At 62.4% G+C, this 24825-nt stretch carries 23 protein-coding genes; 8 read left to right on the top strand and 15 right to left on the bottom strand.

Annotation, left to right across the window (positions count from 1 at the left end; genetic code table 11):
- Positions 1-116: 116 nt before the first annotated feature.
- From ACXX81_RS13815 to ACXX81_RS13805, 3 genes are all read left to right on the top strand, one after another.
- Positions 117-1379: a serine hydrolase domain-containing protein gene (locus tag ACXX81_RS13815; RefSeq protein WP_209980767.1), complete on the top strand. Its 1263-nt coding sequence runs from the start codon at positions 117-119 to the stop codon at positions 1377-1379.
- A gap of 118 nt (positions 1380-1497) precedes the next feature.
- Positions 1498-2835, top strand: coding sequence for an alginate export family protein (locus ACXX81_RS13810; protein ID WP_458571889.1), 1338 nt, complete (start codon positions 1498-1500; stop codon positions 2833-2835).
- A gap of 39 nt (positions 2836-2874) precedes the next feature.
- The gene (locus tag ACXX81_RS13805; protein WP_209980772.1) at positions 2875-3978 is read left to right on the top strand and encodes a polyamine ABC transporter substrate-binding protein; all 1104 of its coding nucleotides are present in this window, start codon (positions 2875-2877) and stop codon (positions 3976-3978) included.
- A 37-nt stretch (positions 3979-4015) separates the two neighbouring features.
- On the opposite strand, the gene ACXX81_RS13800 is transcribed toward ACXX81_RS13805, so the two are convergent.
- The 3 genes from ACXX81_RS13800 to ACXX81_RS13790 all read right to left on the bottom strand — a co-directional run bounded on the left by ACXX81_RS13800 (position 4016) and on the right by ACXX81_RS13790 (position 7930).
- Positions 4016-4627 (bottom strand): TetR/AcrR family transcriptional regulator, encoded by a 612-nt coding sequence (locus tag ACXX81_RS13800; protein WP_322213217.1) that lies wholly within the window; start codon positions 4625-4627, stop codon positions 4016-4018.
- Positions 4628-4955: 328 nt separating this feature from the next.
- Positions 4956-6125 carry a catalase family protein gene (locus ACXX81_RS13795; RefSeq protein ID WP_458571888.1) on the bottom strand — a complete coding sequence of 390 codons (1170 nt, stop codon included), beginning with the start codon at positions 6123-6125 and terminating at the stop codon, positions 4956-4958.
- Positions 6122-7930 (bottom strand): di-heme-cytochrome C peroxidase, encoded by a 1809-nt coding sequence (locus tag ACXX81_RS13790; RefSeq protein WP_458571887.1) that lies wholly within the window; start codon positions 7928-7930, stop codon positions 6122-6124. Before ACXX81_RS13790 ends, ACXX81_RS13795 begins: the two co-directional genes overlap by 4 nt.
- A 257-nt stretch (positions 7931-8187) precedes the next feature.
- Here ACXX81_RS13790 and bamJ point away from each other — a divergent pair, with 257 nt between their 5' ends.
- From bamJ to ACXX81_RS13770, 4 genes are all read left to right on the top strand, one after another.
- Positions 8188-8928, top strand: coding sequence for a BamJ family beta-barrel-assembly machinery protein (bamJ, locus tag ACXX81_RS13785; protein ID WP_057008231.1), 741 nt, complete (start codon positions 8188-8190; stop codon positions 8926-8928).
- Positions 8929-9238: 310 nt separating this feature from the next.
- A complete protein-coding gene (locus ACXX81_RS13780) occupies positions 9239-9697 on the top strand; it encodes a YkvA family protein (RefSeq protein WP_209980778.1) in 459 nt (152 codons plus the stop codon).
- 106 nt (positions 9698-9803) lie between these two features.
- Entirely contained in the window at positions 9804-10145 is a 342-nt protein-coding gene (locus ACXX81_RS13775) for a helix-turn-helix domain-containing protein (RefSeq protein WP_231423262.1), read from the top strand.
- Positions 10142-10513 carry a hypothetical protein gene (locus ACXX81_RS13770; RefSeq protein WP_209980783.1) on the top strand — a complete coding sequence of 124 codons (372 nt, stop codon included), beginning with the start codon at positions 10142-10144 and terminating at the stop codon, positions 10511-10513. The genes ACXX81_RS13775 and ACXX81_RS13770 overlap by 4 nt, the downstream gene beginning before the upstream one ends.
- Here the strand turns inward: ACXX81_RS13770 and ACXX81_RS13765 are convergent.
- The 8 genes from ACXX81_RS13765 to ACXX81_RS13730 all read right to left on the bottom strand — a co-directional run bounded on the left by ACXX81_RS13765 (position 10486) and on the right by ACXX81_RS13730 (position 20184).
- Positions 10486-12279 carry a bifunctional diguanylate cyclase/phosphodiesterase gene (locus ACXX81_RS13765; protein WP_458571886.1) on the bottom strand — a complete coding sequence of 598 codons (1794 nt, stop codon included), beginning with the start codon at positions 12277-12279 and terminating at the stop codon, positions 10486-10488. The genes ACXX81_RS13770 and ACXX81_RS13765 overlap by 28 nt on opposite strands.
- Positions 12280-12395: 116 nt before the next feature.
- A complete protein-coding gene (locus ACXX81_RS13760; RefSeq protein ID WP_209980785.1) occupies positions 12396-14477 on the bottom strand; it encodes a carboxy terminal-processing peptidase in 2082 nt (693 codons plus the stop codon).
- 354 nt (positions 14478-14831) lie between these two features.
- Positions 14832-15485 (bottom strand): HAD family hydrolase, encoded by a 654-nt coding sequence (locus ACXX81_RS13755; protein WP_338480362.1) that lies wholly within the window; start codon positions 15483-15485, stop codon positions 14832-14834.
- 34 nt (positions 15486-15519) lie between these two features.
- Positions 15520-16509: an ABC transporter ATP-binding protein gene (locus ACXX81_RS13750; RefSeq protein ID WP_231423260.1), complete on the bottom strand. Its 990-nt coding sequence runs from the start codon at positions 16507-16509 to the stop codon at positions 15520-15522.
- Entirely contained in the window at positions 16506-17306 is an 801-nt protein-coding gene (locus ACXX81_RS13745; protein ID WP_458571885.1) for an ABC transporter permease, read from the bottom strand. The genes ACXX81_RS13750 and ACXX81_RS13745 overlap by 4 nt, the downstream gene beginning before the upstream one ends.
- Positions 17293-18072 (bottom strand): ABC transporter permease, encoded by a 780-nt coding sequence (locus ACXX81_RS13740; RefSeq protein WP_231423328.1) that lies wholly within the window; start codon positions 18070-18072, stop codon positions 17293-17295. Before ACXX81_RS13740 ends, ACXX81_RS13745 begins: the two co-directional genes overlap by 14 nt.
- Before the next feature lie 62 nt (positions 18073-18134).
- Positions 18135-18941 carry an alkaline phosphatase family protein gene (locus ACXX81_RS13735; protein WP_209980794.1) on the bottom strand — a complete coding sequence of 269 codons (807 nt, stop codon included), beginning with the start codon at positions 18939-18941 and terminating at the stop codon, positions 18135-18137.
- 166 nt (positions 18942-19107) lie between these two features.
- Complete coding sequence (locus tag ACXX81_RS13730) at positions 19108-20184, bottom strand: ABC transporter substrate-binding protein (protein ID WP_231423255.1); 1077 nt, start codon at positions 20182-20184, stop codon at positions 19108-19110.
- Between the two features lie 346 nt (positions 20185-20530).
- On the opposite strand from ACXX81_RS13730, the gene ACXX81_RS13725 reads away from it, so the two are divergent.
- Positions 20531-21244: a UTRA domain-containing protein gene (locus ACXX81_RS13725; RefSeq protein ID WP_057008221.1), complete on the top strand. Its 714-nt coding sequence runs from the start codon at positions 20531-20533 to the stop codon at positions 21242-21244.
- 45 nt (positions 21245-21289) lie between these two features.
- On the opposite strand, the gene ACXX81_RS13720 is transcribed toward ACXX81_RS13725, so the two are convergent.
- From ACXX81_RS13720 to ACXX81_RS13705, 4 genes are read right to left on the bottom strand one after another with little or no spacing between them, the layout of a single operon-like run.
- A complete protein-coding gene (locus tag ACXX81_RS13720; RefSeq protein WP_458571884.1) occupies positions 21290-22255 on the bottom strand; it encodes a metal ABC transporter solute-binding protein, Zn/Mn family in 966 nt (321 codons plus the stop codon).
- Complete coding sequence (locus ACXX81_RS13715) at positions 22256-23155, bottom strand: metal ABC transporter permease (RefSeq protein WP_003231872.1); 900 nt, start codon at positions 23153-23155, stop codon at positions 22256-22258.
- On the bottom strand, positions 23152-23898 hold the full coding sequence (locus ACXX81_RS13710) for a metal ABC transporter ATP-binding protein (RefSeq protein ID WP_458571883.1): 747 nt from the start codon (positions 23896-23898) through the stop codon (positions 23152-23154). Before ACXX81_RS13710 ends, ACXX81_RS13715 begins: the two co-directional genes overlap by 4 nt.
- On the bottom strand, positions 23895-24815 hold the full coding sequence (locus tag ACXX81_RS13705; protein ID WP_209980802.1) for a metal ABC transporter substrate-binding protein: 921 nt from the start codon (positions 24813-24815) through the stop codon (positions 23895-23897). Before ACXX81_RS13705 ends, ACXX81_RS13710 begins: the two co-directional genes overlap by 4 nt.
- Positions 24816-24825 lie beyond the last annotated feature (10 nt).

Below are 24825 nucleotides of genomic sequence, written 5' to 3'. Positions count from 1 at the left end.
TAAAAGTCCATATTTTATGAGATATCTGTTAAATATTTTATTGACTAAAATAATTAATAAGCGTAATTATTTTCCTGCATCTGCTCTCACGCAGAGTCATTTCCAGGATCACAGAGATGAGCCAGAACGCCGTCCCTTTACTCGTCAGGCTGTATGTCGAGGCCAATGAATCTTCACCGACCGAGCCACCCGCACCGCGCCTGATGCAGGGGTTTCCCGCCGCGCCGGAGCAGCGCGTGACCTGGGATAACTGGATGCGCCCGCCGTTCAACCGCTGGGGGTTTCGTCACCTGGCGCGCTTGCGTCCCTCGATCGATGTGCAGGCCGGGCGTGGCCCGTGCGCGCCGTTGATCGAAGCGCCCCAGGCGCTGGACGCGCTGCACTTTGACAGCGTCTGCGGCCTGAGCATCAGCGTGCTCGACCACCTCAAGGCCAGTCACACCGACGGCCTGCTGGTGCTGCAGGGCGATCAGGTGCTGTTCGAGCGTTACTTCAACGGCCAGCGGCCGGACGATCGGCACATCATGTTTTCGGTGACCAAGTCGCTGATCGGCGTGCTCGGCGAACAGCTGGTCAGCGAGACCGTGCTCGACCCGACGCGGCTGGTCGGCAGCTACGTGCCGGAGCTTGCGTGCAGTGCCTTCGGGGATGCGACGGTGCGCCAGCTGTTCGACATGGCGGTGGGCATCGACTACCGCGAGGTGTACGACGACCCGACGTCCGAGAGTTCGCAATACGGCTACGCCTGCGGCTTCAACCCGGCGCCGAGCCAGTTTCGCGAGTTTGAATCCCTCTACCAATACCTGCCGTCGCTGCGCAAACGCGGCGAGCACGGCGGGTTCTTCCACTACGTGACCGCTGCCACCGAGGCGCTGGCCTGGGTCATGGAGCGTGCCTCGGGCGTGCCCTGCGCGCAGCTGTTGCAAAGGGTCTGGAGCCAACTGGGTTGCGAGCGCGACGGCTACTTCATGGCCGACCCCTGGGGCCGCAGCGTGGCCGGCGCCGGCTTCAGCGCGACCCTGCGCGACATGGCGCGTTTCGGCCGATTGCTGGCCAATGACGGCCGCCACAACGGCGACCAGTTGCTGCCAAGCGAGGCCATCGCGCGCATCGCCAGGGGCGCGGACCCGGCGATCTACGCGGCCAACCCGGAGTTCGCCGAGTGGGCCCCCGGCGCGTCCTACCGCAGCCAGTGGTACGTGTTCAATGACCACAGTCAGGCGCTGATGGCGGGCGGCATCCATGGCCAATACCTGTTCATCGACAAACCGTCCCGTGTGGTGATCGTCAAGCAGTCATCGCTGCCCGAGGCGGTCGGCCCGGTCGATGCCGACAGCGTGCGCATGCTGCGCGCCATCGCGGCGCACCTGACGCGCTGAGACCCTTTCAACAATAACGATCCAGCGTCTGGATTCCACCTGGCTTGCCCAGGTGTTGGCGGCGTACTGCGCCGCCTGCAACTGCCCTGTACAACAATAACGACACAGGAGCTTCACGATGTATTTCACGACGCGTTTTACCCGCGCGCTGGTGGCGGTGAGTCTGCCCCTGAGCGCCCAGGTCGCCCTTGCGGGCTACACCTTCGAGGACGGCGACCTCAAGGGCGAGGTCAACCTCACCGCCGGCGGCGCCAGCATCACCACGCGCAACGTCAACTTCGGCAGCGGCCGGGTCGACCAGCGCAACGGACGCAATGACGGCAGTTCGATTGGCTGGCAGGAGTTCTACGTCAAGCCCGGTATCACCTTCAACTTCGCGCTGAACCCCGACGTCAGCCTGCTCGGCGGCGCGTCGGTGGTGGCCGCCACCACCTTCGGCGATGGCGACGCCGGCGGCTTTAGCCGCAGCTCCGATGGCCGGGTGGCCACAGAAGAGCTGTTCGGCGGGGTGCGGGTCGGCGAGTGGACATTCACTGCCGGGCGCCAGAACTACAAGGTCGGCACCGGTTTCATCGTGATGGATGGCAACCTCGACCAGTTCAAGGACGGCGCCTATTGGCTCAGCCCGCGCACCGCGTTCAAGGACTCGGCGATCCTCGCCTGGGACCATGGCGCGCTGAAGAGCCAGGTGTTCAGCCTGCGCACCGACGATGACCTGGGCGACTTTCGCATGACCGGGGTCAACCTCGACTACAACCTCGATGACCAGGTGACCCTGGGTGCAATGGCGCTCAAGGTCAACGCCCTCGGCCCACGGGGCAGCACCTTGCCAAGGCGCCGCGACGGCATGCAGGTGTACAACCTGCGCGCGCTGAATGCCAGGGTGCCGGGCATCGCGCCGCTGACCCTGAACGCCGAATACGCGGTGGAACGCGGCAGCGGCGAGGGCGTCGACTACGCGGCCAACGCCTGGTACGCCCAGGCCGACTACGCCTTTGGCGACCTGCCGCTGACGCCGATCCTCGGCTATCGCTACGCAAGCTTTTCCGGGGACGACAACCTGGGCGACAACCGGCAGAAGGCCTGGGACCCGTTGAGCAAGGGCTTCATCGACTGGGGCACCTGGCTGGTGGGCGATGTGGTCGGCAACTACCTGTTGTTCAACAGCAATGAAAACGTCCAGCAGTTCTCGCTCAAGACGCACCTGAGCCAGACCCTTACCCTGGGCGCGATCCACTATCAGTTCTGGCTCGACGAGAAAAACTACATGGGCGCGGCGGTCAACGACCGGCGCTTTGCCGATGAAAGCGTGGTGTTTCTCGACTGGACCCCCACGCCGTCCTTCTACACCTCACTCTCCTACAACTGGGTCAAACCGCTGGCGGCGGCCAGGCAAGTGTTCGGCGATGACCAGAAATTCAGTGCCCTGGAACTCTACTTCACCTACCGTTATTGAGCGCCGCGAGCCATTGCGGCCGCGCAGGAGTGTGTGTGCATGAACAAGTCTTTGCGTAATACCGTGCTGGGCGTCGCCATCGCCTGGCTGTGCAGCGGCTGGTGCCTGGCCGGGGAGCGCACGGTGCGCATCTATAACTGGATCGAGTACCTGCCGCCTGAAATCCTCAAGAACTTCGAACAAGAGACCGGCATTCACCCGATCTACGATGTGTTCGACAGTGTCGAGACGCTGCAAGCCAAATTGCTGACCGGCAACTCCGGCTACGACGTGGTATTTCCCGGCAGCTCCTACATCAGCAATCTGATCACCGCTGGCGCCATCCAGCCGCTGGACCGCAGCCAGTTGCCCAACTGGAAACACCTCGACCCGCAATTCATGACCTCTCTGGAGGCGGTGGGTGACCCCGGCAATCGTTACGCCGTGCCTTACCTGTGGGGCACCACGCTGATTGGTTACAACGTCGACAAGATTCAGAAAATCTTCGGCGCGGATGTGCAGATGAACACCTGGGACATGATCTTCAAGGAAGAGAACCTGAAAAAAATGACCGGCTGCGGCGTCGGCTTCCTCGACGCCGGCAATGAGATTCTGCCCATCGCCTTGCACTATCTGGGTCTGGATCCCAACAGCCAGAAGCGTGAGGACTACACCCAGGCGCAGCAGTTGATGCTCAAGATCCGCCCCTATGTCACCTACTTCAACTCCTCGCGATACGGCATGGACCTGGCCAACGATGATGTCTGTGTGGCGGTGGGTTGGTCCGGCGGTGTGGCCCTGGCCAAGCGACTGGCGGACGCGGCAGGCAAGGGCGTCAAGGTGGCGATGGCGTTGCCCGTGGAGGGCGCGCCGATGTGGTCGGACGTGATGACGGTGCCGAAAAATGCGCCGCATGCGGCAGAGGCCTACGCGTTTATCAACTATATCCTGCGTCCGGAAGTGATCGCTCTGATCAGCAACCGAATCGGTTACCCGAACCCCAACAAGGACTCGACGGAAATGGTCAACGCCGAGATTCGCAACGACCCGAACATGTACATTCCCGACGCGGCGCGCAAAACTCTGTTCCCCCTGCAACCGATGCCGGCGGCGATCGAGCGTGTCCGCACCCGCGTATGGACCACCATCAAGACCAACCGCTGAACGGCGCAACGGTCGGCTGCCACTGGCTGGCACGAGTTCAGTTACGCATGCCCTGGAACAGCAGGGCAGTGATGCGGCGCACCTGGCTGGAGTGGGATTCGATGTCTGGCGGGGTCTGGCTGACCAGGCGCAACAGCTGCAGGTGCGCGTAGTCGTTGAGCAGGAACGCCGCGAGGTCGACGTCCAGGTCATCGCGCAGCTTGCCGGCCTGTTGCAGCTCGCGCAGCAGGCCACTGATTTGCCCACGCAACGCATCGTTCATGGTGCGGTAGCCGGCGGGCAATTCGCTTTCGCCGCCGAACAGGATCAACGGCAGCAGCTCGCGCCACAGGTTGGGGTGCATGACCTCGAGCGCATAGTTGGTGAGCAGTTTTTCCAGGTAGCAGAGCGCGTCCACCGGGTCGTCCATGGCCGGCATCAGGCGCCGCGTGTCGTGCAGGGCGCGGCGGTCGGCCTCGTGCAGGATTTCCAGGATGATTTCCTGCTTGTTGCCGAAGTATTTGAACACCGTGGGCGCCGAAACGCCCGCCTGGTTGGCGATCTGTTCGATGGTGGTGTTCTGGTAACCCTGGCGTTCGAACAGTTCGATCGCCGCTGTACTGATGGCTTGGCGGCGTTCGAGCCGTTGCCGTTCACGCAGTCCGCTCACGCAAGATCCTTGTCGGGTAAAGAGCAGGGCAGTCGGCCCCGGCAGTGCTGTGAAAATACTTTACGGGGTAAAAACTTTAAAGCGCTCATTTTTTTGCGGAGGCACTAGCCGATTTCGGCACAGCGTGCCTGCGGGCGCTCCAGGGGGAATGGAAATTGCCAATTGACCCCGGGGCGCTTTGACGGCGAACTGATCACGTTGCGCGCCGGCTGGATGCAACTGGTGCGCGACCGTGCCAACCAGTCGATGCTCAAAAGCGGCCGCGCGTGGAAAGGCGCGATCACCTGTGACTGGTGCCTTTGCGCCTGCAACTTGACCTTGCCATGCCTTAGGGTGAAGTGTTGCGGCTGTGGCGGTAATCGCTGATAGCTTCGTACACGGCTTTGCGCAGCCGGTTGATGCCGCCGATGGGGCGGTGTGCTTCCACGCCGAACCAGGGGTTGAATGACTGGTTGTCGCACGCCAGATTCAACGCCGGGGTGTCGAAATCCTGCGCGGGAATCCGCACGTTGGCCACGGTCTCGTAGGGCGCGTCGCTTTCCTTCCACTCGATGCTGGTGTCCTCGATCGGCATGAACTTCTGCGGGTTCTGCCGCTGGATCTGCAACACAAAGCAGGCCGCCACACGGTCGGTGGACAACTGCTGGTTGAGGGCGCTGCGCAGGAAGTTCGGCAGGTCCTCGTTCTGCTTGGGCAGCGCGTATTGCGGGCAACTGTGCGGGTCGGGCGCCACGCGGAATTTGGCGTTGGCCGCGCCGAATTTATACGGTGAAACAGAGAAATAGGTGGTCTGCGTGGGGCTGGCCGGCGCGGGGGCCAGGGTCGCCAGGGCGATGAACAGGTGGCGCACCTGCCAACTGCGCGGGTCGAGGCTGGGGAAGAATGCCTGGATTTTCTTGCCGTCCGCCTGGGCGCCGATATTCTGCGCGTATTCGGCCACGTTACTGACGAAGAAGTTCGGATGGCTGAACATCACGAAGTCCTGCTCCGTGCGCGCCTGCTGATCGGCCATCAACTGCTTGCCCGGAACGTCCAACAACTTGAGGGCCATGCCTCGCGCGTCGCGGATGCTGTCGAACTGCGGGTAGGCGTTGCCGTTGGACAGGCGGATCGTCGCTTGCCAGGTTTTGCCGGGGTCGGTAAATACGCCCTGGCGCAAGGCTGGGTCAAGGTCGGCCAGCACGCTGACTTCGGCCTTCACGCAGCCGTGGGCCTTGGCATGGGCGTCGCGCAGGTAGCGCGTGCCTTCGCGGTGCTGGTCGACGATGCGCACGGCGGTCTGGATGATGCCCTGGGTCATCGCCGCCTCGCCGGGCGGAATCTGCTCGTTCGGTGACACCGGGCCGCTGTGCTGCCAGGCGTACCAGGCGGTTGCCGCCAGCCAGCCCAGCAGTCCCAGCCCCACCAGCCACAGCAGGGTTTTGCCGAGCAAGGCGCCCAGGCGCAGCCAGAGGCGGGCGAGCAGTGAACGTTGGTTGTATTGCGATCGGATAATCATGGCAGTTGTTGCTCCAGCGGGCCGCCCAGCACTTTCAGGTATTCCAGCAGCGCCCAGCGTTCCTGCGGCAGCAGGCGACGGCCGATAACGCCGTCGCCACGCTTGCCGTCACGAAATTCGTGGCCGCTGTTGTGGTTGCCGGTGATGTTGGTATCGAACAGGAAGGCATTCTTGAATGCGCCGGTTTCAAACCCGAGATGGCGCGGGTCATAGGCGAAGGTGCCTTTATAGAAGGTGACGCTGCGCTCGTCCTGGGGCGAGAGCAGTTGGTAGAGCGTGGGCACCGAGCCGTTGTGCAGGAACGGCGGGGTGGCCCACACACCGGCCAGTGGCCGCGCCTTGTAGGCACGCAGTTCGCGCACGCCGATGGGTTGATCGAAACCGTCCAGGTTCGGGCGCTCGGCCGGGGTGACGCCGGCGGCACGGTAGGCGTGGTCTTCGACGTAGGCGGTGACGTAGGCCAGACCCTTGGCCACGGACATGCTTTTCAGGTCCAGCGGTTCGCTTTGCTTGGGGTGCAGTTGCACATTGAGTGCGGCCAGTTCTGCGCTGTCCCATTGCAGCGCGCTGAGGTCGTAGCGCTGGTCGGCGATGTTAGTGGCGGCGGTGGGATCGGTGCCGATGTAGTCGACGGTGAGCATTTGCAGGTGCTGCACCGCCCGGCCCGGTTCCTGGGTGACGGTGGGCACGTGGCAGGCGGCGCAGTTTTCGGCAAAGAGCGCGCGGCCCTGGGCGGCGAGCGGTTTGTCGATGGCGCCGAACAGGTCTTGCGGCCAGGTGGGCGGCTTGAGGCGTTGCAGGGTTTCTTCGATCAGGTGCAGGTCGCGCACGCGTACGCTGGACGGGTAACGGGCCTGGCCCTGCAGCGGCTGGCCGGCGCTGTCGAAAAAGTCCAGGGTCGCGCCCACGCCCAGGGCTTCGCCGATATTGCGCGCCATGGGTTGTTGGGCCGAGCCGTTCCATTGCACCCAGTCGAAGGTCCAGATGTCCCACAGCTGCGGGTAGTCCACGGGCGCATTGGCGATGCGGTAGTTGTCCGGGGAAATCGCATCGCCAAAGCTGGCATTGGCGATGCGGCCGAACGCATCGGTACGGCCGGGGCCTTCCTGGGTGGGGTAGAGGCCGCGATGGGTGTCGTTCCAGGCGACCGTGATAAACCGGTTGAGGGACTGTTTGAAGGCCTCGCGCAGTTGGCGGTGTTCGGCTTCATAACGATCCCCCAGCACCTGACGGGCGAAGCGTTCGAATTTCCATGGGTTGTAATAGGTGGCCGCAAGGCTTGCCACCAGGGCCTGGCCGAAACTGCCGCCGCGCAGGGTGGGTACGCTGGAGGGCAGCACGTGTTGCGCCGAGCCGCCGTCGATGCGCAGGGCCTGGCCTTTGAAATGCAGCTCGCCGGTGTGGCAGGCGGCGCAGGTGATGTCCAGGTATTCAACGTTGCTGTCAGCGTTTTTATGCCGGGCGAAACCGACTGGCAGGTTGCCGGGGTTCTGCGCGGTGGGCACTTGTTTGGGGTCCACGAGGAAGCCGAAGCGCGCCAGGTACTCGGGTGCGGCAAAGCGCTGTTCGGAGAACGGCAGTTCGAGGGCGGTGAACCAGTCGTAATGCAGGCCCTTGACCTGGGTGCCCTGGGGCGTGAAGTAGTAGGTCTGGCGGTCGGCGGCGCTCCATTGGTCCTGGTAGCGCACCTGCTCCACGGGCACGTAATCGGGCAGCCTGGGGGTGACGATGTAGTAGAGCACCACGCCCAGGAGCAGGCCCAGGGCGATAAGAAGCAGAAGTAAGGCACGGGAGAAAATGCGCAAGAGGGCTATCCTTGTCTCGGTCTTGTCGAACGGTAGCGCTGTTATGCCACTACGCCACAGGTGCGGCAAGTGGCCATGAATGTGCGTCAGGGCGCTCCGCGATCCGTCGCGGGCCTGCATCATGAATGAAAATGCTTTTAAACACGTGAACTTATCAGGCGATTCCCGCTCACATGCCGGTAGCCATTGGTCGTGGCCGGCTGATAAGCTCGCGACTTTATTCAAATGCCCTATTGGCGCATGAACAAGGAAATAGCATGAAACAGCATCGGTTGGCGGCGGCGGTGGCCCTGGTTGGCCTGGTACTTGCGGGTTGTGATTCGCAGACCAGCGTAGAGCTGAAAACCCCGGCGCAGAAAGCTTCCTACGGCATCGGCCTGAACATGGGCAAGAGTCTCGCCCAGGAAGGCATGGATGACCTGGATTCCAAAGCCGTAGCCCAGGGCATCGAAGATGCCGTCGGCAAGAAAGAACAGAAGCTGAAGGACGACGAACTGGTTGAAGCGTTTGCCGCTCTGCAAAAGCGCGCTGAAGAACGCATGACCAAGATGAGCGAAGAGTCGGCAACCGCCGGCAAGAAATTCCTCGAAGAAAACGCCAAGAAAGACGGCGTGGTGACCACCGCTTCCGGTCTGCAGTACAAGATCGTGAAAAAGGCCGACGGTCCTCAGCCCAAGCCGACCGACGTGGTGACTGTGCACTACACCGGCAAGCTCACCAACGGCACCACCTTTGACAGCTCCGTGGATCGCGGCAGCCCGATTGACCTGCCGGTCAGCGGCGTGATTCCGGGTTGGGTCGAAGGCCTGCAATTGATGCACGTTGGCGAGAAGGTCGAGTTGTACATTCCGTCCGACCTGGCCTACGGCGCCCAGAGCCCGAGCCCGGCTATCCCGGCCAACTCGGTGCTGGTATTCGACCTGGAGCTGCTGGGTATCAAAGACCCGGCCAAGGCTGAAGCGCCTGCCGCACCTGCTGCACCTGCCGCCAAGAAGTAATCGGCGTCTGAACAGACAACGCCCCGTTTCGACGGGGCGTTGTTGTTTCTGCCGATTGGAAAATGCTGCGGCTGTAAATCTGATCGAACCCGGGCTCTGGCGCACAGTCACACGTAAGACCCGAGCAGGGGTAACCGCACATCACCACCAAGTCAATGAAATCTTGGGGTTTTTTATGTGCGCAAAAAACGCCCGATCTGACTGCGAGCCTTGCGGGGCGTGGCTTTGAGCCGAAAAAAAAGGCTCTGTTCACAAGGTTATCCACAATTTGTGTGGATAACCTTTCATTCGCATGGAACTGGAGTGACACATGAGACCACCCTTCAACTTCACCCGTTTCCTGCCCATCGCCGCGCGGCTGCTGGGCCGTGGCCGTCTGCCCACGTTGTTGTTTGCCGTCGCCGCCAAAGGCTCAAGCCAGGGCAATCGCCTGGGCAAGCTCAAGGATGACCTGAAACTGCTGCAGGGTCTGTGCCTGGCATACTGGCGCGGCGAGTACCGCGCAATCAGCCCCAAGGCATTGATCTCGGTGGTGGCGGGGCTGATGTACTTCCTCAGCCCGATTGATGCGATCCCGGACTTTATCCCGATGTTCGGCATGTTCGATGACATTGCCGTGCTGGCGTGGGTCATGAAGACCCTGGACGGCGAACTGAGCGCCTTTCGCGCGTGGCGTGACGCCCAGCGTCCGGAAAAGCTCGCGGTGGTTGAGCGGCTTCCGGCGACCGCTGCGCTGCTGGCCAGCGAGCAGCGGCAAAAAAACGCCTGAGGCGGTGATCCCCCGGCGACCTTTACGGCAGTTAGGATTACACTCCCCGGGAAGGTACTTAAGGAAAGTGCTTACCTGGTAAGTGTTTTTATCCTACGGGGCAGTCATGGATATTCAGATAATTTCACGCAATGGCGAGCCCGAATACGCGGTCTTGCCTTGGGATCAGTACCAGGCGCTGTTAGCCGCCGCCGGTTCGCAGCGACCCACGCCAGCGCCGCTCTCGTCCAATCCCCAGGCCGCTCCCGCAGAGGACCAGCGCGCGCTTGCCGACCTGCGCGGTCTGCGCGAAACCAAGGGCCTGGCCATTGAAACCCTGGCGCGCACCGTGGGCATCAGCCCGTCATACCTTGGTTTGATCGAAAGTGGCGAGCGCCAGCCCGATGCCGCGATCCGCCGCAGTCTTGCCTGGGAATTGGGCGTTGCCGGCTGGAGAGATGAATCGTGAGCCTGCGTATCAGCCGTCAACACTGGGACGGGCTACTCAACGAACTCGACCAGGCGCGCCGCCAGCGTCACCTGCTGACCTACCGCGCGCTGCTCGAGCGTCTGCAATTTCCTTCGCCGGCCATGCAGACCCTGGCCGCCGCCCTGGAGCATCTGGCCGCTCTCGACGCCAAGGCCGATCAGCCATTGCGCAGTTCCCTGGTGATCAGCCAGGGCGCCAGCCGTCTGCCGCGCACCGGGTTCTTCGAGTGCGCCGAGCGTCTCGGGCGTTTCAGCGGGCCCTCCGATGGCGTGGCGGCTGCCTCCTGGCATGCGTCGGAAGTGGTGCGGGTGTTCGAGTATCAATACCCGGAATCCGCCGAGGCCTGAGGCGTCTGCGCCAGCGCGTCCATGCTGTTGATCACATGGATGCTGTAGCCCGCCACGTCCTTGGCGTGGTGCTTGGCCTGGGACGCCAGTTCCGCCAACCGGCTTGCATCCAGTTGCGCACAGGCCTGTGGGTATAAGTGCACCACGCCGATGGACAGCGACAACAGCGCAAATTCCTGCCGCACGCCCTGGCGGTTGAGGGCCACGAAGCAGCCCGCATCAAGGTGTTCGGCGCGGTAAAAGCGCCGGCATTGGGTGTGGAAGTCATCCAGCAGTTGATTGAGCCGCTTGCGCCAGTCCTGCGGGCCCAGCACCAGCAAAAAATCATCACCGCCGATATGCCCGACAAAATCACGGCTGGGGTCGACCCGATCGTTTAGGCATTGCGCCAGGCACAGCAACACTTCATCCCCGCGTCCATAACCGTAGATATCGTTGAATGGCTTGAAGCTGTCGATATCCACGTAGCAGATCACCGACTCACGCTGCTGATGCAGCAATCGCGTCAGGCATTGCTGGATCGGCACATTGCCGGGTAGCAGGGTCAGCGGGTTGGCATGGCGCGCCTGCTGGACTTTCAACTCGGTGATCAGCTTGAGCACATCGATCACTCGACCCAGGCCCAGGTAGTCGCCGTTCAGGGTGATGATGAAGTCTTCTTCGATGCGTTGCCGCGCGCGGCTGGTGAGCAAGCGACTGATCTGCTGCAAGGACTGGCTCAGTTCCACCGCCAGAAAGTCTGCGCTCATCAGCCGGCTGATCGGCTTGCGCGCGAACAGATCGGTGGCAAACGGCTTGAGCAGCGCGTCCGACAGCGAATGCCGGTGCACGATGCCAATCGGTTGACCCAGCCCATTGAGCACGGCCAGGGAATTGAGGTTGGCCTGGCGGCGAAAGGCCTCGAGCACCTTTGCGGTCGCGGTGTCCTGATGCACGGCCGGCTGCTCGTTGAGCAATGCGCTGAGGTCGCCGGCCTCTTCATTGAGGGCGACGTTGGCATTGTCCGGCTTGGGCAGCATCAGGCGCGCTTCCTGCGGCGGATGTTCCTGAGGCCTGCAGAGCAAGTAGCCCTGGACCAGGTCGACGCCCATTTCCGTCAGCACCGCCAATTCTTCCGGCAGTTCAATGCCCTCGGCAATCACCTGGGCACGGGACGCCCTGGCGATCTGCAATATCGAGCCGACGAACTCGCGCTTGAGCGCATCCTGGTGAATGCCGTCGATAAAGTGCCGGTCGATCTTCACGTAGTCCGGGCGCAGTTCCGACCACAGGCGCAGGCTGGAATAGCCGGCGCCGAGGTCGTCGAGCGCGATGGCAAAGCCCATGTCGCGATAATGATGCAGCGCCTTCTGCAGCAGGTCGAAATCGTCGGTGGGCGTCTGCTCGGTGAGTTCGATCACCACCTGGCTCGGCGGGATACCGAATTCGCGCAGCAGTTGCAGGGTGCGCCCAGGCTGGTGCGCCGTCTCCATCAGCGAGTGCGGTGAGATATTCAGGAACAGCTTGCCCGGCAACTTCTGCTCGCTGAAGCGCCGACAGGCACTCGTGCGGCAGGCCATTTCCAGTTCGCTGAGGCGCCCGGCCTGGCCGGCCACGGCGAACAGGGCGACGGGGGAGTGCAGCGTGCTGTTGGACGGGCCACGGCTCAAGGCTTCATAGCCGAGGATGCGTCGTTCGGAGAGGCAGACAATCGGTTGGAACAAGCTGTGCAAACTGCCTTGAGCCAGGATAGCGCCCAGTGCATTCAGCTGTTCGATCATGGTCATGGCGATCTCGGTCAAAAAAAGGACCGCATGCGGTGAGCATGCAGTCCTTCATTTCACGACAGAATGATGTCTATATGATGACACTCCGAGGAGCGATCACCTTAAATCTCCATCCTTTACTGCTTGGCCACCTGTTTGCTGATTTTCAGGTAGTCCAGCAGGATCCGGCCGGTCTCGGCCAGGTAAGCGTCGTCTTCCGGCTTGGTTTTTTCCGCCTCGGTCGGCAACGCGTCTTCGTCTTCTTTCTTCAGTTCCTTGAGTGGGTCTTCGCCCTTGGCCTTGCGGCGCACGTTTTCCAGGGCCAGTTGCTGGCTCTCGATGTCGGCGTGCTGCTTGCGACGGTCCACTTCGTTGAGGCTGACGGTTTTCTCTTCCATCAGCTTCTTGGCCAGGGCCAGCTTGTCGCGGATGAACACGAACTCGGCATCCTTGGCGGAGCGGGTGTCGTGGTCAGCCTTCAACTGCGCCAGGAACGGTTTGAACGGGTCCGACGCCGGCTTGATCGCAGGACGGATGGTGTCCCACGGCATGGCTTCGGGCAGGGCGCTTTCGCCGATTTCCTTGGTGTCGATGATCGACGGGAAATCGATGTCCGGCAGTACGCCCTGATGCTGGGTGCTCTGCCCGGAAACCCGGTAGAACTTGGCCAGGGTCAGCTTCAGCTCGCCATGGTTGAGCGGCTGGATGGTCTGCACGGTGCCCTTGCCGAAGGTCTGGCCGCCGACGATCAACGCACGGTGGTAGTCCTGCATGGCGCCAGCGAAAATCTCCGAGGCCGAGGCCGAAAGGCGGTTGACCAGCAACGCCATAGGGCCTTTGTAGAAGGCGCCCGGGTTCTCGTCTTCGAGTACGTCGACACGGCCGTCGGCATTGCGTACCAGCACGGTCGGGCCCTTGTCGATGAACAGGCTGGTCAGCTCGGTGGCTTCCTGCAGTGAACCGCCGCCGTTGTTGCGCAGGTCGATGACCACGCCGTCGACTTTTTCTTTCTGCAGTTCGGTGAGGATTTTCTTCACGTCACGGGTGGTGGACTTGTAGTCCGGGTCACCGGCACGGAACGCCTTGAAGTCGAGGTAGAAGGCCGGGATCTCAATCACGCCCAGTTTGTAGTCCTTGCCATCCTGCTTGAGGTTGAGGACTTTCTTCTGCACGGCCTGGTCTTCGAGCTTCACCGCTTCGCGGGTGATGGACACGATCTTGCTGGTCTGGTCGTTCGGTGCGTTGGTGTGCGGAATCACTTCCAGGCGCACTACGCTGCCTTTGGGACCGCGGATCAGCTTGACCACTTCGTCCAGGCGCCAGCCCACCACGTCGACCATCTCTTTGTCAGCCTGGGCTACGCCGATGATCTTGTCCGCCGGAGCGACCTGCTTGGTCTTGTCTGCCGGACCTGCCGGCACCAGGCGCACGATCTTGACCTGGTCGTTGTCGCTTTGCAGGACGGCACCGATGCCTTCCAGCGACAGACTCATGTTGATATCGAAATTTTCCGCGTTATCCGGCGACAGATAATTGGTGTGCGGGTCGTAGGACATTGCGAAGGTGTTGATGTAAGCCTGGAAGATATCTTCGGCACGGGTCTGGTCCAGACGTGCCAGCTGATTCTTGTAGCGCTTGGTCAGCAGCTCTTGAATGGCCTTGGGCTCTTTGCCGGCGATCTTCAGGCGCAGCACTTCGTCCTTGACGCGTTTGCGCCACAGGTCGTCGAGGGCGGCGGTGCTGGTCAGCCAGGGGGCGTCCTTGCGGTCCACCAGAAGGGTTTCCTTCTGGGTGAAGTCGAGCTTGTCGACGCCTTTGTTCAACTCACCGAGGGCGAAGTCCAGACGCGCTTTGACGCGGTCCAGATAGCGCTTGTAGATGGTGAAGCCGGGCTGCAGGTCGCCGCTCTTGAGGAAGTCGTCGAACTGCGTCTTCCATTTGTCGAACTCAGCGATATCGCTGGCCAGGAAGTAGCTGCGCGACGGGTCCAGCAGCTTGAGGTAGCTGTCGTAGATGATCACCGAGCGTGCGTCGTCCAGCGGCGGCTTGCTGTAGTGATGACGCTTGAGCAACTCGACGACGTTAAGGCTGGCAATTACCTCATCGCGATCAGGCTGAAGGTTGTCCCAGCTGTTGGCTGCGAACGTATTGGTCGACATCGACGCGAAGCCGAGACCAATGAAAAGAGCGAGGGCGGTGCTGGGGAACAGATGCTTCATGCTGATTCGACGCGGGGGCAATTGATAACGCATATTAGGCCGTCTTTGAGGGAGCCGGTTCCATATGGTCCGGTCGCATAATGCAAAAAGCCCGGCGCTACTGCTACGGGCTCAGTCCGGACTCACTATGGAGGCACTGTGAGAGCATTGCAAGGCGTTGACGGTGATGTGGTGGCCTGGAACAACCCGCTCCTACACCCTGTGTAGGCCCGATCGACTAACGCCCGCCCTGTTACCGGATTGAAATGCCGTCACTGTGGGAGGGGGCTTGCTCCCGATTGCGGTATGTCAGTGAAGACTTTTTCATCTGATACACCGCAATCGGGAGCAAGCCCCTCCCACCGTTGATCAATGTCAGACCCAGTGATGGATCGGCCAGCCGGCCTGTTCGGCGTGGGCACGCAATACCGGATCAGGGTTCACCACCTGCGGGTGATCGACCTTCAGCAGCAGCGGCAGGTCATTGCGCGAGTCCGAATAGAAGTACGCGCCCTCCAGCGTTTCACCTGTCTGTTCGAGCCACTCCAGCAAACGCGTGATCTTGCCTTCGCGATAGGTCAGCACCCCCACGGTCTGACCGCTGTACACGCCATGGCTCACGTCCAGGTCAATCCCCAGTACTTCATCAATGCCGATACGCGCCGCAATCGGCGTGACCAGGTGTGTGCCCGATGCGGATATCACCAGGATGCGATCGCCGTTCGCACGGTGGCGGGCGATGGTTTTGGTCGCGTCGCTGTAGATCAACGGCTCGATCACGTCCTCGACCCAGGGTTCGACCAGGTGTTCGATTTCTGCCGGCGTGCGCCCGATCATCGGCTCCAGGCTGAAGTCCATGAAGTCTTCCATGCGTAACTCGCCTCGGCTGTAGGCGTCCATCAGCTCGGTGTTGCGGCGCATGAACGACTCGGGGTCGACCCAGCCCAGGCGGCCCATCTGCTCGCTCCACAGGGTGGCGCAGTCACCGTGGATCAGGGTGTCGTCCAGATCAAAAATTACCAATGCCATCCGTGATGCTCTCTCTTTCGTCAGTCAGTGCCGGTCAGGCTACTTCACACAGTGCGGCTGGGTCGATGGAAAGTGCCAGGCGCTGGCCGTCCGGGTAGAGGTCTTGCGCCGAGCGGTTGAGCACGTCCACCACCAGTTCCACGCCTCGGGCTTCGATGCGGTAACGGATCACGTTGCCCAGCAGGCTGTGGCTGCGCACCAGCGCGTCGAGTTCGCCGCTGAGGCTCAGTTCGATGGCCTCGGGGCGGATCGCGATGCGCCCGTGGATCGGCCGCTGCAACAGCTGGCTGGCTTTGCCGGCGTCGAGCAGGTTGTAGTTGCCGATGAAGCCGGCGGCAAAGGCATCCACCGGCGCGGTGTAGAGGGTCTCGGCGTCGCCGCTCTGCACGATTTTGCCCTGGTTCATCAGGAAGATGCGGTCCGACATGGTCAGCGCTTCCTCCTGGTCGTGGGTCACAAAAATCGTGGTCAGCCCGAGCTCGCGCTGGATCTGGCGGATCTGTTCGCGCAGGTGCTTGCGAATCCGCGCATCCAGCGCCGACAGCGGCTCGTCCAGCAGCAACAGGCGCGGGCGGGTGACCAGGGAGCGGGCCAGCGCGACGCGCTGGCACTGCCCGCCGGACAGCTGGTGCGGGTAGCGCCCGGCGAACTCGCGCAGCTCCACCAGTTGCAGCACATCCTGCACGCGCCGGTGACTGTCGTCGGTGTTGACCTTCTGCATGCGCAGGCCGAAGGCGACGTTCTGTTCCACGGTCATGTTGGGGAACAGCGCGTAGCTCTGGAACACCATGCCGATGTGACGTTTCTGCGGGCTCAGCGGGACAATGTCCTGGCCATCCAGCAGGATTTTCCCACTGTCCACCGAGGTCAGGCCGGCGATGCAGCGCAACAGCGTGGACTTGCCGCAGCCGGAGGGGCCGAGCAGGGTGACGAATTCACCCTTGGCGATCTCGCAGCTGATGTCGCTGAACACTGGCGTACCGGAATAACCTTTTTGCAGATGTTGGACGCTGACGAAGCTCATTGGCTTTTGTCCTTGTTCAAGATATTGGCGGCCCAGGTCAGCACCAGCACAAAGAAAAAGTAGGAAATGACGATGGCGCTGGTGAAGTGGCCGCTGCTGTTGCGCATGTTGTTCAGGTACACCTGCAGGGTCTCGTATTGAGTGCCCACGAGGATATTGGCGAACACGAACTCGCCAAACAGGAACGAGAACGACAGCAGCAGCGCCACCATCAGGCCCTTGCGCAGGTTGGGCAGCACCACCAGGATCGCCGCCTGCCAGGTGCTGGCACCGAGCAGTTGCGAGGCGTCCATCAGGTCGCGCAGGTTGATGGCCTGCAGGTTGTTGGTGATCGCGCGGTACATGAATGGCAGCGCCACGGTGAAGTAGCAGCCGATCAGAATCCACGGAGTGCCCACCATCGCCAGCGGCCCGGAACCATACAGCTGCAACAGCCCCACCGACGACACCACCGGCGGCACCGCGAAGGGCAGCAGGATCAGAATGTTCATCAGCGCATCGAGCCTTGGGAAGTGGTAGTGCACCACAAACAGCAGCGGCAGAATCAGCACCACCGACAGCGCCAGCGCGCCGACGCACACCAGCAGCGATTGCCCGAAGGCCATCAGAAAGCGCGGGTCACTCCACAGTTGCACGTACCATTTCACGGTAAAGCCGGCGGGCAGGATGGTTGCCGACCAACTGCTGGCAATGGAGTAGACAAAGGTGCCGATCAGCGGCAGCACCAGGATCGCAAACAGCAGGTACACCACTGCGCGGTGGTAGAGGGAGGCCGGGCTGGCTTCAGCGCGAGACATGGTAGCTCCTCTTGAGCAGCAGTTGATGGACCGCCGTGACCACGGTCATCAGCGCCACCAGCACCACGGCCAGGGCACTGGCCATGTTCGGGTCGAGCGAAACATCACCAGAGACCAGGCCTGCGATGCGGATCGGCAGCACGTTGAAGTTGCCGGTGGTCAGCGCGTAGACCGTGGCGTACGCACCGAGGGCGTTGGCCAGCAGGATCACGAACGTGCCCAGCAGCGCAGGCGTGAGCACCGGCAGGCCGATATGCCGCCAGAACTGCCAGCCATTGGCCCCCAGCAGCGCGGCCGATTCACGCCAGTCTTCGCGCAATGCATCGAAGGCTGGGTACAGCAGCAGCACGCCCAACGGAATCTGGAAGTAGGTGTAGAGGATGATCAGGCCGGTTTTGGAATAGAGGTTGAAGTCCTGAATGATCCCGGCCTGCTTGAGCATGATGGTGATGCTGCCGTTGAAACCGAGCAGGATGATGAACGCGAAGGCCAGGGGCACGCCGGCGAAGTTGCTGGTCATGTTGGTGAAGGCGGTGACGAAGTTGCGCAGCGGCGAGTCCACCCGGCGCAACGAGTAGCTGCCCAGGGTGGCGATGAGGATGCCGAACACGCTGGAGTAGAAGCTGATTTCCAGGCTGAGCTGGATGGCCTGCAGATAGAACTTCGAGCTGAAGATACGGGTGAAATTTTCCAGGCTCCAGCCGGCTTCTTCGGTTTGCACGCTGTTGATCAGCACCCACACCAGCGGGGCGATTTCGAACACCATGAAGAACAGGGCGAAGGGCAACAGGCAGAGCAGGGCCAGCCATTTGCCGCGGGTCAGTGAGTTCACGCGAGCAGCTCCCGGCAGACAGGTTTGTCGTGGGGCACGCCGAGCAGTTCGCAGACCGTGCCGCACAGCTCGGTCTGTGTTGGCGCAGCGTCAGGGTTTAGGCTGAAGGCGTCGCCGAGGACAAACAGCGGCACTTCACGTTCTTCCGGCAGCAGGCCGTTGTGGGAGCGGTCGTTGTTCATGCCGTGATCGGCGGTGACCAGCACCTGATAGCCCGCGTCGAGCCAGCCTTGCAGGTAGTCGGCCAGGATGATGTCGGCCGAGCGCGCGCTGTTGCGGTATTGCGCGGTGTCGAGGCCGTGCTTGTGGCCGGCGTCGTCGATGTTCATCGGGTGTATCAGCAGAAAGTCCGGTGCGTGTTTGAGCCGCAGGCTCTCGGCGTCGGCAAACAGATGGGAGTCGGGGTAATGGTCATTCCAGTAGAAATGCCCGTGCTGGATCGCCAATGTCGCGTCGTCTGTGTGGCGGTCGCGGGCGGCGAGGAAGGGCGTGCGGTTATACAGCTCGCTGATCCAGTGATAGGCCGCCGCCGCCGTGGTCAGGCCGGCATCGGTGGCGTAGTGGAAAATGCTGCGCTGGTTGGACAGGCGCGCGACCTGGTTGTGCACGATGCCGCTCTGGATCGGCGGCACACCGGTGAGGATGCATTCATACAGCGGGCGGGACAGGGCGGGCAGTTCACATTCCACGGTGTAGAGGGCTGCGCGTCCTGCGCCGACATAGGCCTGCAAGTGTCCCATGGCGTGCCTCGCAACCTCGACGTTCAGGCCGTCGAGCACGACAAGGATGACAGTGTGCTTCATGGGGGCTGGCGCTCCGCAACAGAGGGGTTGACTCGATACTGGCTGTAGGACCGGACTCAGTGTGGGAGGGAGCTTGCTCCCGATAGCAGTGTGTCATTCAACAGATTCATTGACTGACCTGCTGCTATCGGGAGCAAGCCCCCTCCCACAGACACCGATTGCGGGATTACTTCATCTCTACGATGACCTGCTCGTTCCACAGCTGTGGCAGCTTCTTGGAGGTCGCTTCCCAGGCATCCGCGTCCTTGATCGGCTGCGGGTTGGCCTTGGTGTACTGCTCGGCGGGGATCAGGTTTTTGGCGATATCGGCCGGCAGTTTCAGGTCGGTTTCGGCACGGATCGGACGCGCATTGCCCTTGGCCAGGGCGAGCTGGCCGGCATCGCTGAACACGTATTCGCGGGTCAGCTTGGCGGCGTTGGGGTGCTTGGCGTATTTGTTGATGATGGTGGTGTAGCCAGATTTCACCGAACCGTCCGATGGGATCAGCACCACGTAGTCATCCGGGTTGGCCATCTTGGCTTTGTAGCTCAGGCCGTTGAAGTCCCAGACGATGCCCACCTCGACTTCGCCCTTTTCCATGGTGGCAATGGTCGGGTTGGACAGCGACAGGCGACCTTGCTGGGCAATCTTGGTGAAGAACAGCAGGCCGGGCGCGATGTTCTTTTCATCGCCCTTGTTGGCGATGGCAGCGGCGAGTACCGCGTTGGACGCCTGGGCCGCAGTGCTTACGTCACCCACCGACACCTTGTACTTGCCGGTTTGCAGGTCTGACCAACTGGTCGGCACTTCGGAGCCGTGCAGCAGTTTCTTGTTGACCACAAACGCGATGGTGCCGGTGTAGGCCAGGGCCCAGTGACCGTCCTTGTCTTTCGCCCAATCCGGCACCGAAGCCCAGTTGGACGGTTTGTACGGCTGCGTCACGCCTTGCTTGACCGCGAGTGGGCCGAAGGCTGCGCCCACGTCGCCGATATCCCCGCTGGCGTTGTCTTTTTCGGCTTTGAACTTGGCAATTTCCTGGGCCGAGCTCATGTCGGTGTCCATGTGCTTGAGGCCGTAGAGCCGGGTCATGTCCGCCCAGATGCCTCCCCAGTTGGCCCAATCGTCGGGCATGCCGAGGCTGTTGACGGCGCCTTCACTCCTGGCGGCCGCTTCAAGGGTTTTCAAATCGGTATCAGCGGCCATGGCGGTGGTGCACAGGGCAATGGTCGAGCCTAACAGTGATGCCAGGAAAAGCTGTTTCATCCGAAGCTCCTTTGGGCGTATTCAACGCGGCGTTGTAGCGGGCGGTGTTGTTGGTCTAGGTCAGAGCAATACCTGAGCCAATCTAGACGCGATGGATGACAGTTTCGTGTCGATGTCGTTTTTGAAACGCCAATGTCGTCTGGCGCTGACTGAGCGTAGACCATGCTCAAATGCCCGCAGGCCCGGGACTTGGCCGATGTATTGCAAGGTTTGCTGGCGGGCCGTGCAGCGGCTGTCATCTGTCGGTCATCTGCACTGCCTAGGCTGATACGGCAAGAAACAGGAGCGGTTATGCGGGGTTTTGTGCCCCCCAATGGTGCTGGTCTAGTCCAGATAGGTAACGTTGATGCGGGATGAGGCAATCAAGGCGGTAACTTCCATTGGCCTGGCGCTGCAGGAGCAGATCAACCACGGCCTGCTGGCGCCGGCGAGCAAGCTGCCGGCCGAGCGCAAGCTCAGCGAGCTGTTCGGCACCACACGTATTACGGTGCGCGAAGCCTTGTTGCAGTTGGAGGCTCAAGGGCAGATTTACCGCGAGGAGCGCCGTGGCTGGTTTGTCTCGCCGCCACGACTGGCCTACAACCTGATACAGCGCAGCCACTTTCACGCCATGGTGGCCGACCAGGGCCGGGTAGCCTCCACCGAAGTGATTTCTGCGCGCCTGCAACCGGCGTCGGCGGCGGTGTGTGCGTGGTTGCAACTGCCGGCGTTGTCCAGCGTGATCCAGATCTGCCGCAGCCGGCGGATCGATGGCCGGCTGGTGCTGTACGTGGAGCACTACCTGAACCCGCAGTACTTTCCGGGGATTCTTGAGTGCGACCTGAATCAGTCGATGACCGAGTTGTATGCGCGCATTTACGACCTGCATTACGGTCGCGTGCGCTTTGAGATTGTGCCGACGTCACTGCCGGTCGAGGCCGCCGCTGCGTTGCGCGTGTCGGCGGGCAGCCCGGGTTTGCGCATTGCCCGGGTCAATTATGACCAGCACCAACGGTTGATCGACTGCGACCTGGAGTTCTGGCGGCATGATGCGATTCATGTGGGGGTTGATGTGGTGTGAGAGACAACGTGTGGGAGGGAGCAAGCCCCTCCCCCAGGTTAGGTGTCAGTCGGTGGAGAGGGTCTTGATCACCTGAGCAACATTGGTTTCCAGCTCTGCCACCGGATCGGCACCGTCGACGTTCAGCACCAGCAACTTCGCGCCGCCTTCGGTGATGGCAGCCTTCACCGGCTCACTCGGCTGGCGATGATGCAGCACCACCGCCACATCGTTTTCCTTCAGCTCAGCGCTGAGTTTTTGCAAATCCTCGGGCGTCCACTGGGCGTCGGGGCGGGCGTCTGTGCGTAATGCTTCCAGGTTCAGGCTGCTGACCAGATAAGCGAAGTGATCGCTCAGGCTCACCACGCTCAAGTTGTCCGCCTTGGCCAGCCGTGCCTCGCTGTCGGCGCTGAGCTGGAGCAGGCGGTGTTTGAGTGCGGCCAGATTGGCGTCGATCTTCGCCTTGGCGCCGGGTGCCAGACGGCTGAGGTCGGCGGCCATCACATCGGCCATGCGTCCCATATTGTTGCTGGACTGCCAGGGCTGGCTGTTCAGCCCATCGGCGGCACCCGGCTGCAGGGCGATGCCCGGCAAGCCACCGTCCACCGGTCGCCCGGCATCGACCTCGACAATCCGGATGTTGCTGCGGCGCGCCACCGGGTAAAGCGGGTCGTCCGGCCACAGTGAGCGCAGCCCGATGGCCGCGTCGGCGTCCTGGGCAAGCGTGCCCAGCGCCTGGGCGCCGCGCCCGGTGAAGTAGGACACCTGCCGCGAGCCGGGCAGGTTGGCCGGCGCGGCGCGCTCCAGTTGCACATCGGTGCCGTTGAGCAGCACCTCGGCCAGGCCGTAGGTGATGGGCAGTGAAGCCAGCACCTTGACCGGCTTGACGGATTTGGCCTTGATCAGTGCGGCATGGCCGAGCCCGTGATTGGCGACGAAATCCTTGGTGTGGAAGCCATCCACCACAGCCAGAGCCGGTGTACTGAGCAAGCAAGCGATGGCCAGAGCCATTGGGCGACATACAGGGCGCATTTATCCAAGATTCCCTTTGAGGCTGGGCACGGTGCCGCGCGCGATGGCGGCCACGGCGAAAGCGATACCGGCCACCAGAATGATCGCGGCGCCGGACGGAACAGGCAGGTCGAAGATGATCGGCAGCAGGATGCCGCACAGGGTGCTGACGGTGGCGATCAGCACCGAGATCCAGAAGAACCCCTTGAGCGACTGGCTCAACAAACGCGCCGCCGCCGCCGGGATCACCAGCAGCGCACCCACCAGAATGGCGCCGATCACCTTGACCGCCGCCACGGTGATCAGCGTCACCAGGATCACGAACAGGTAGTCCAGGGTCTTCACCGCCACCCCGCGCACTGCCGCCAGCTGCGGGTTGAAGCTGGCGAGCATGATGCGGTTGTACAGCGGCAATGCCAGCGCCATCACCAGCGCACCGACAATCGCCAGCACCAGCAGGTCATTGCCGTTGACCGTCAGCACCGAGCCGAACAGCACGTTCTCGAGAATGTGCACGTTGATCTTGCCGGCCAGGATCAGCAGCAGGCTCGCACCCAGTGCCAGGGACACCGAGAGAAAGACGCCGATCAAGGTATCCGGCGCCAGGCCGGTGCGGTTGCGCAGGTAGTTGAGCAGGATGCCGAACAGCAGGCAGTAGCCGAACAGGCTGCCATAGGGCCCGGTGTAGGGCTCGCCGAGCAGGATGCCCACGGCCACGCCGGTCAGCGCGGCGTGACCGACTGCCTCGGAGAAAAACGCAAAGCGCTTGACCACCACCAGGGTGCCGAGGCCGCCCAGCACCGGGCCGATCAGCAGGCCGGCAAGCAGGGCGTTGACCACAAAACCGTAGGCCAGTGCTTCCGGCAGGTAGCCGGACGAGGCCCAGCCCTGAACCATCAGGCGAAACGCTTCATAACTCATTGCGCCGGGCTCCGAGGATGGGTGGAAAACAGCGTCAGCAGGCGATCCGGGGTGAGCGCCTCTTTCGGGGTGGCGTCGAACAGCACGCGGCGGTTCAGGCCGGTGACGCGATCCGCCAGACGGCCAACGGCCTCCAGGTCGTGCTCGATCCACAGCACGGTGATGCCGGCCAGGCGCCAGTCGTGCAGCAGGCGCTCGAACACCTGGATGCCCGCCTCATCGAGGGCCGCCATCGGTTCGTCCAGCACCAGCAAGTGCGGGCCCGGAATCAGGCCCTGGGCCAGCAGCACGCGTTGGCGTTCACCGCCAGACAGCGCGCCCATGCGCCGCTTGCGTTTATCCTGCATGCCGACGCGCTCCAGCGCCTCGCCAATCGCCGCCGCGTAATGGCGGGACAGGCCGAGAAACGCAGGGCGGCGCTGGCACATGGCGGCCATGAAATCGTCCACCGTCATCGGCAGGCCGCGGTCGAATTCCAGCGCCTGTGGCACGTAGCCGATGGTGCCTGGGCTGTGCGGCCACGCCAGGCTCAAACGGCCCTGGTGCGGCGTCTGCCCCAGCAGGGTCTTGATCAGCGAGCTTTTGCCGCCGCCGTTGGGGCCCACCAGTGCATGGATGCTGCCTGGCTGCACCTGGAAACTCACGCTGTCCAGAATCAGCGTGCGGCCCAGGGTAAGGCATACCTTGTCGAAATCGATGGTCGGGCCGACGCTGGCAACGTTGAGCTGTTCGGCCGCCGTCATGCCCCCGACTCCTGAATCGCGCGCACCACCGTGTTGAGGTTGCCGGTCATTTCCACTTCATACTTTTCGGCGCTGTAGTCGCCGTAGGAAATATGCGACAGCGGGTACAGTTTGACGCCCGACTCACGCTGGATGGTGTCGACATAGGTGGATGGGAAATCCATCTCGGAGAAGATCACCTTCACGTCCAGTGCACGCAGCTCATCGATGGTCTTCTTCAACTGGCTGGGGCTCGGCTCGATGCCATGGGCCGGTTCGACCACGGCGGTGACTTCCAGGCCGAACTCGCGCAGCAGGTAGTCGTAGGCTGCGTGCACAGTGGCCACGCGCAAATCCGGGTTGGGTGCGCGTGTGAGCTTGGCCAGGGCGTCGGCGCGCATCTGGCGCAGGCGTTTGCCGTAGGCGCGGGCGTTCTGTGTGTAGGTCCTGGCGTTGTCCGGGTCGAGCTTGCCCAGCTCGCGGGCGATGTTGTTGACCTGGGCAATCGACGCGCTGATCGACAGGAAGGTGTGCGGGTTGACCACCTTGCCCGCACCGCGCGCGGCGTTGCCGGTGGCAGCCAGCAGTGGCACGTTGGCGTTGGCCTCGATCACGGGAATATCCGGGCGCTCGCTGGTGGCGATCATGCGGTCGGCGAAGTCGTCATGGCCGACGCCGTTGAGCACGATCACGTCGAGGGTGCCGATGCGTTTGATGTCTTCGGCACGCGGTTCGTAGGCGTGGGGGTTGAAGCCGGCCGGGATCAACGGCACCACGTCGGCCTTGTCGCCGACAATGTTCGCCACGTAGCTGTAATAAGGGTGCAGGGTGATGCCGATGCGCAGGCGTTTGGCCGCCTCGGCGTTGGCGAGGGGCGCCAGCAGCAGACTGAGCAGGCCAACCAGTAACAGGCGCAACAGGGGAGATGAAATGGACATAAGCAATCGG

This window comes from Pseudomonas sp. GNP013, assembly GCF_054343995.1.
The sequence above is the reverse complement of the archived record's forward strand: the minus strand, read 5'-3'. Positions and strand labels throughout refer to the sequence as shown.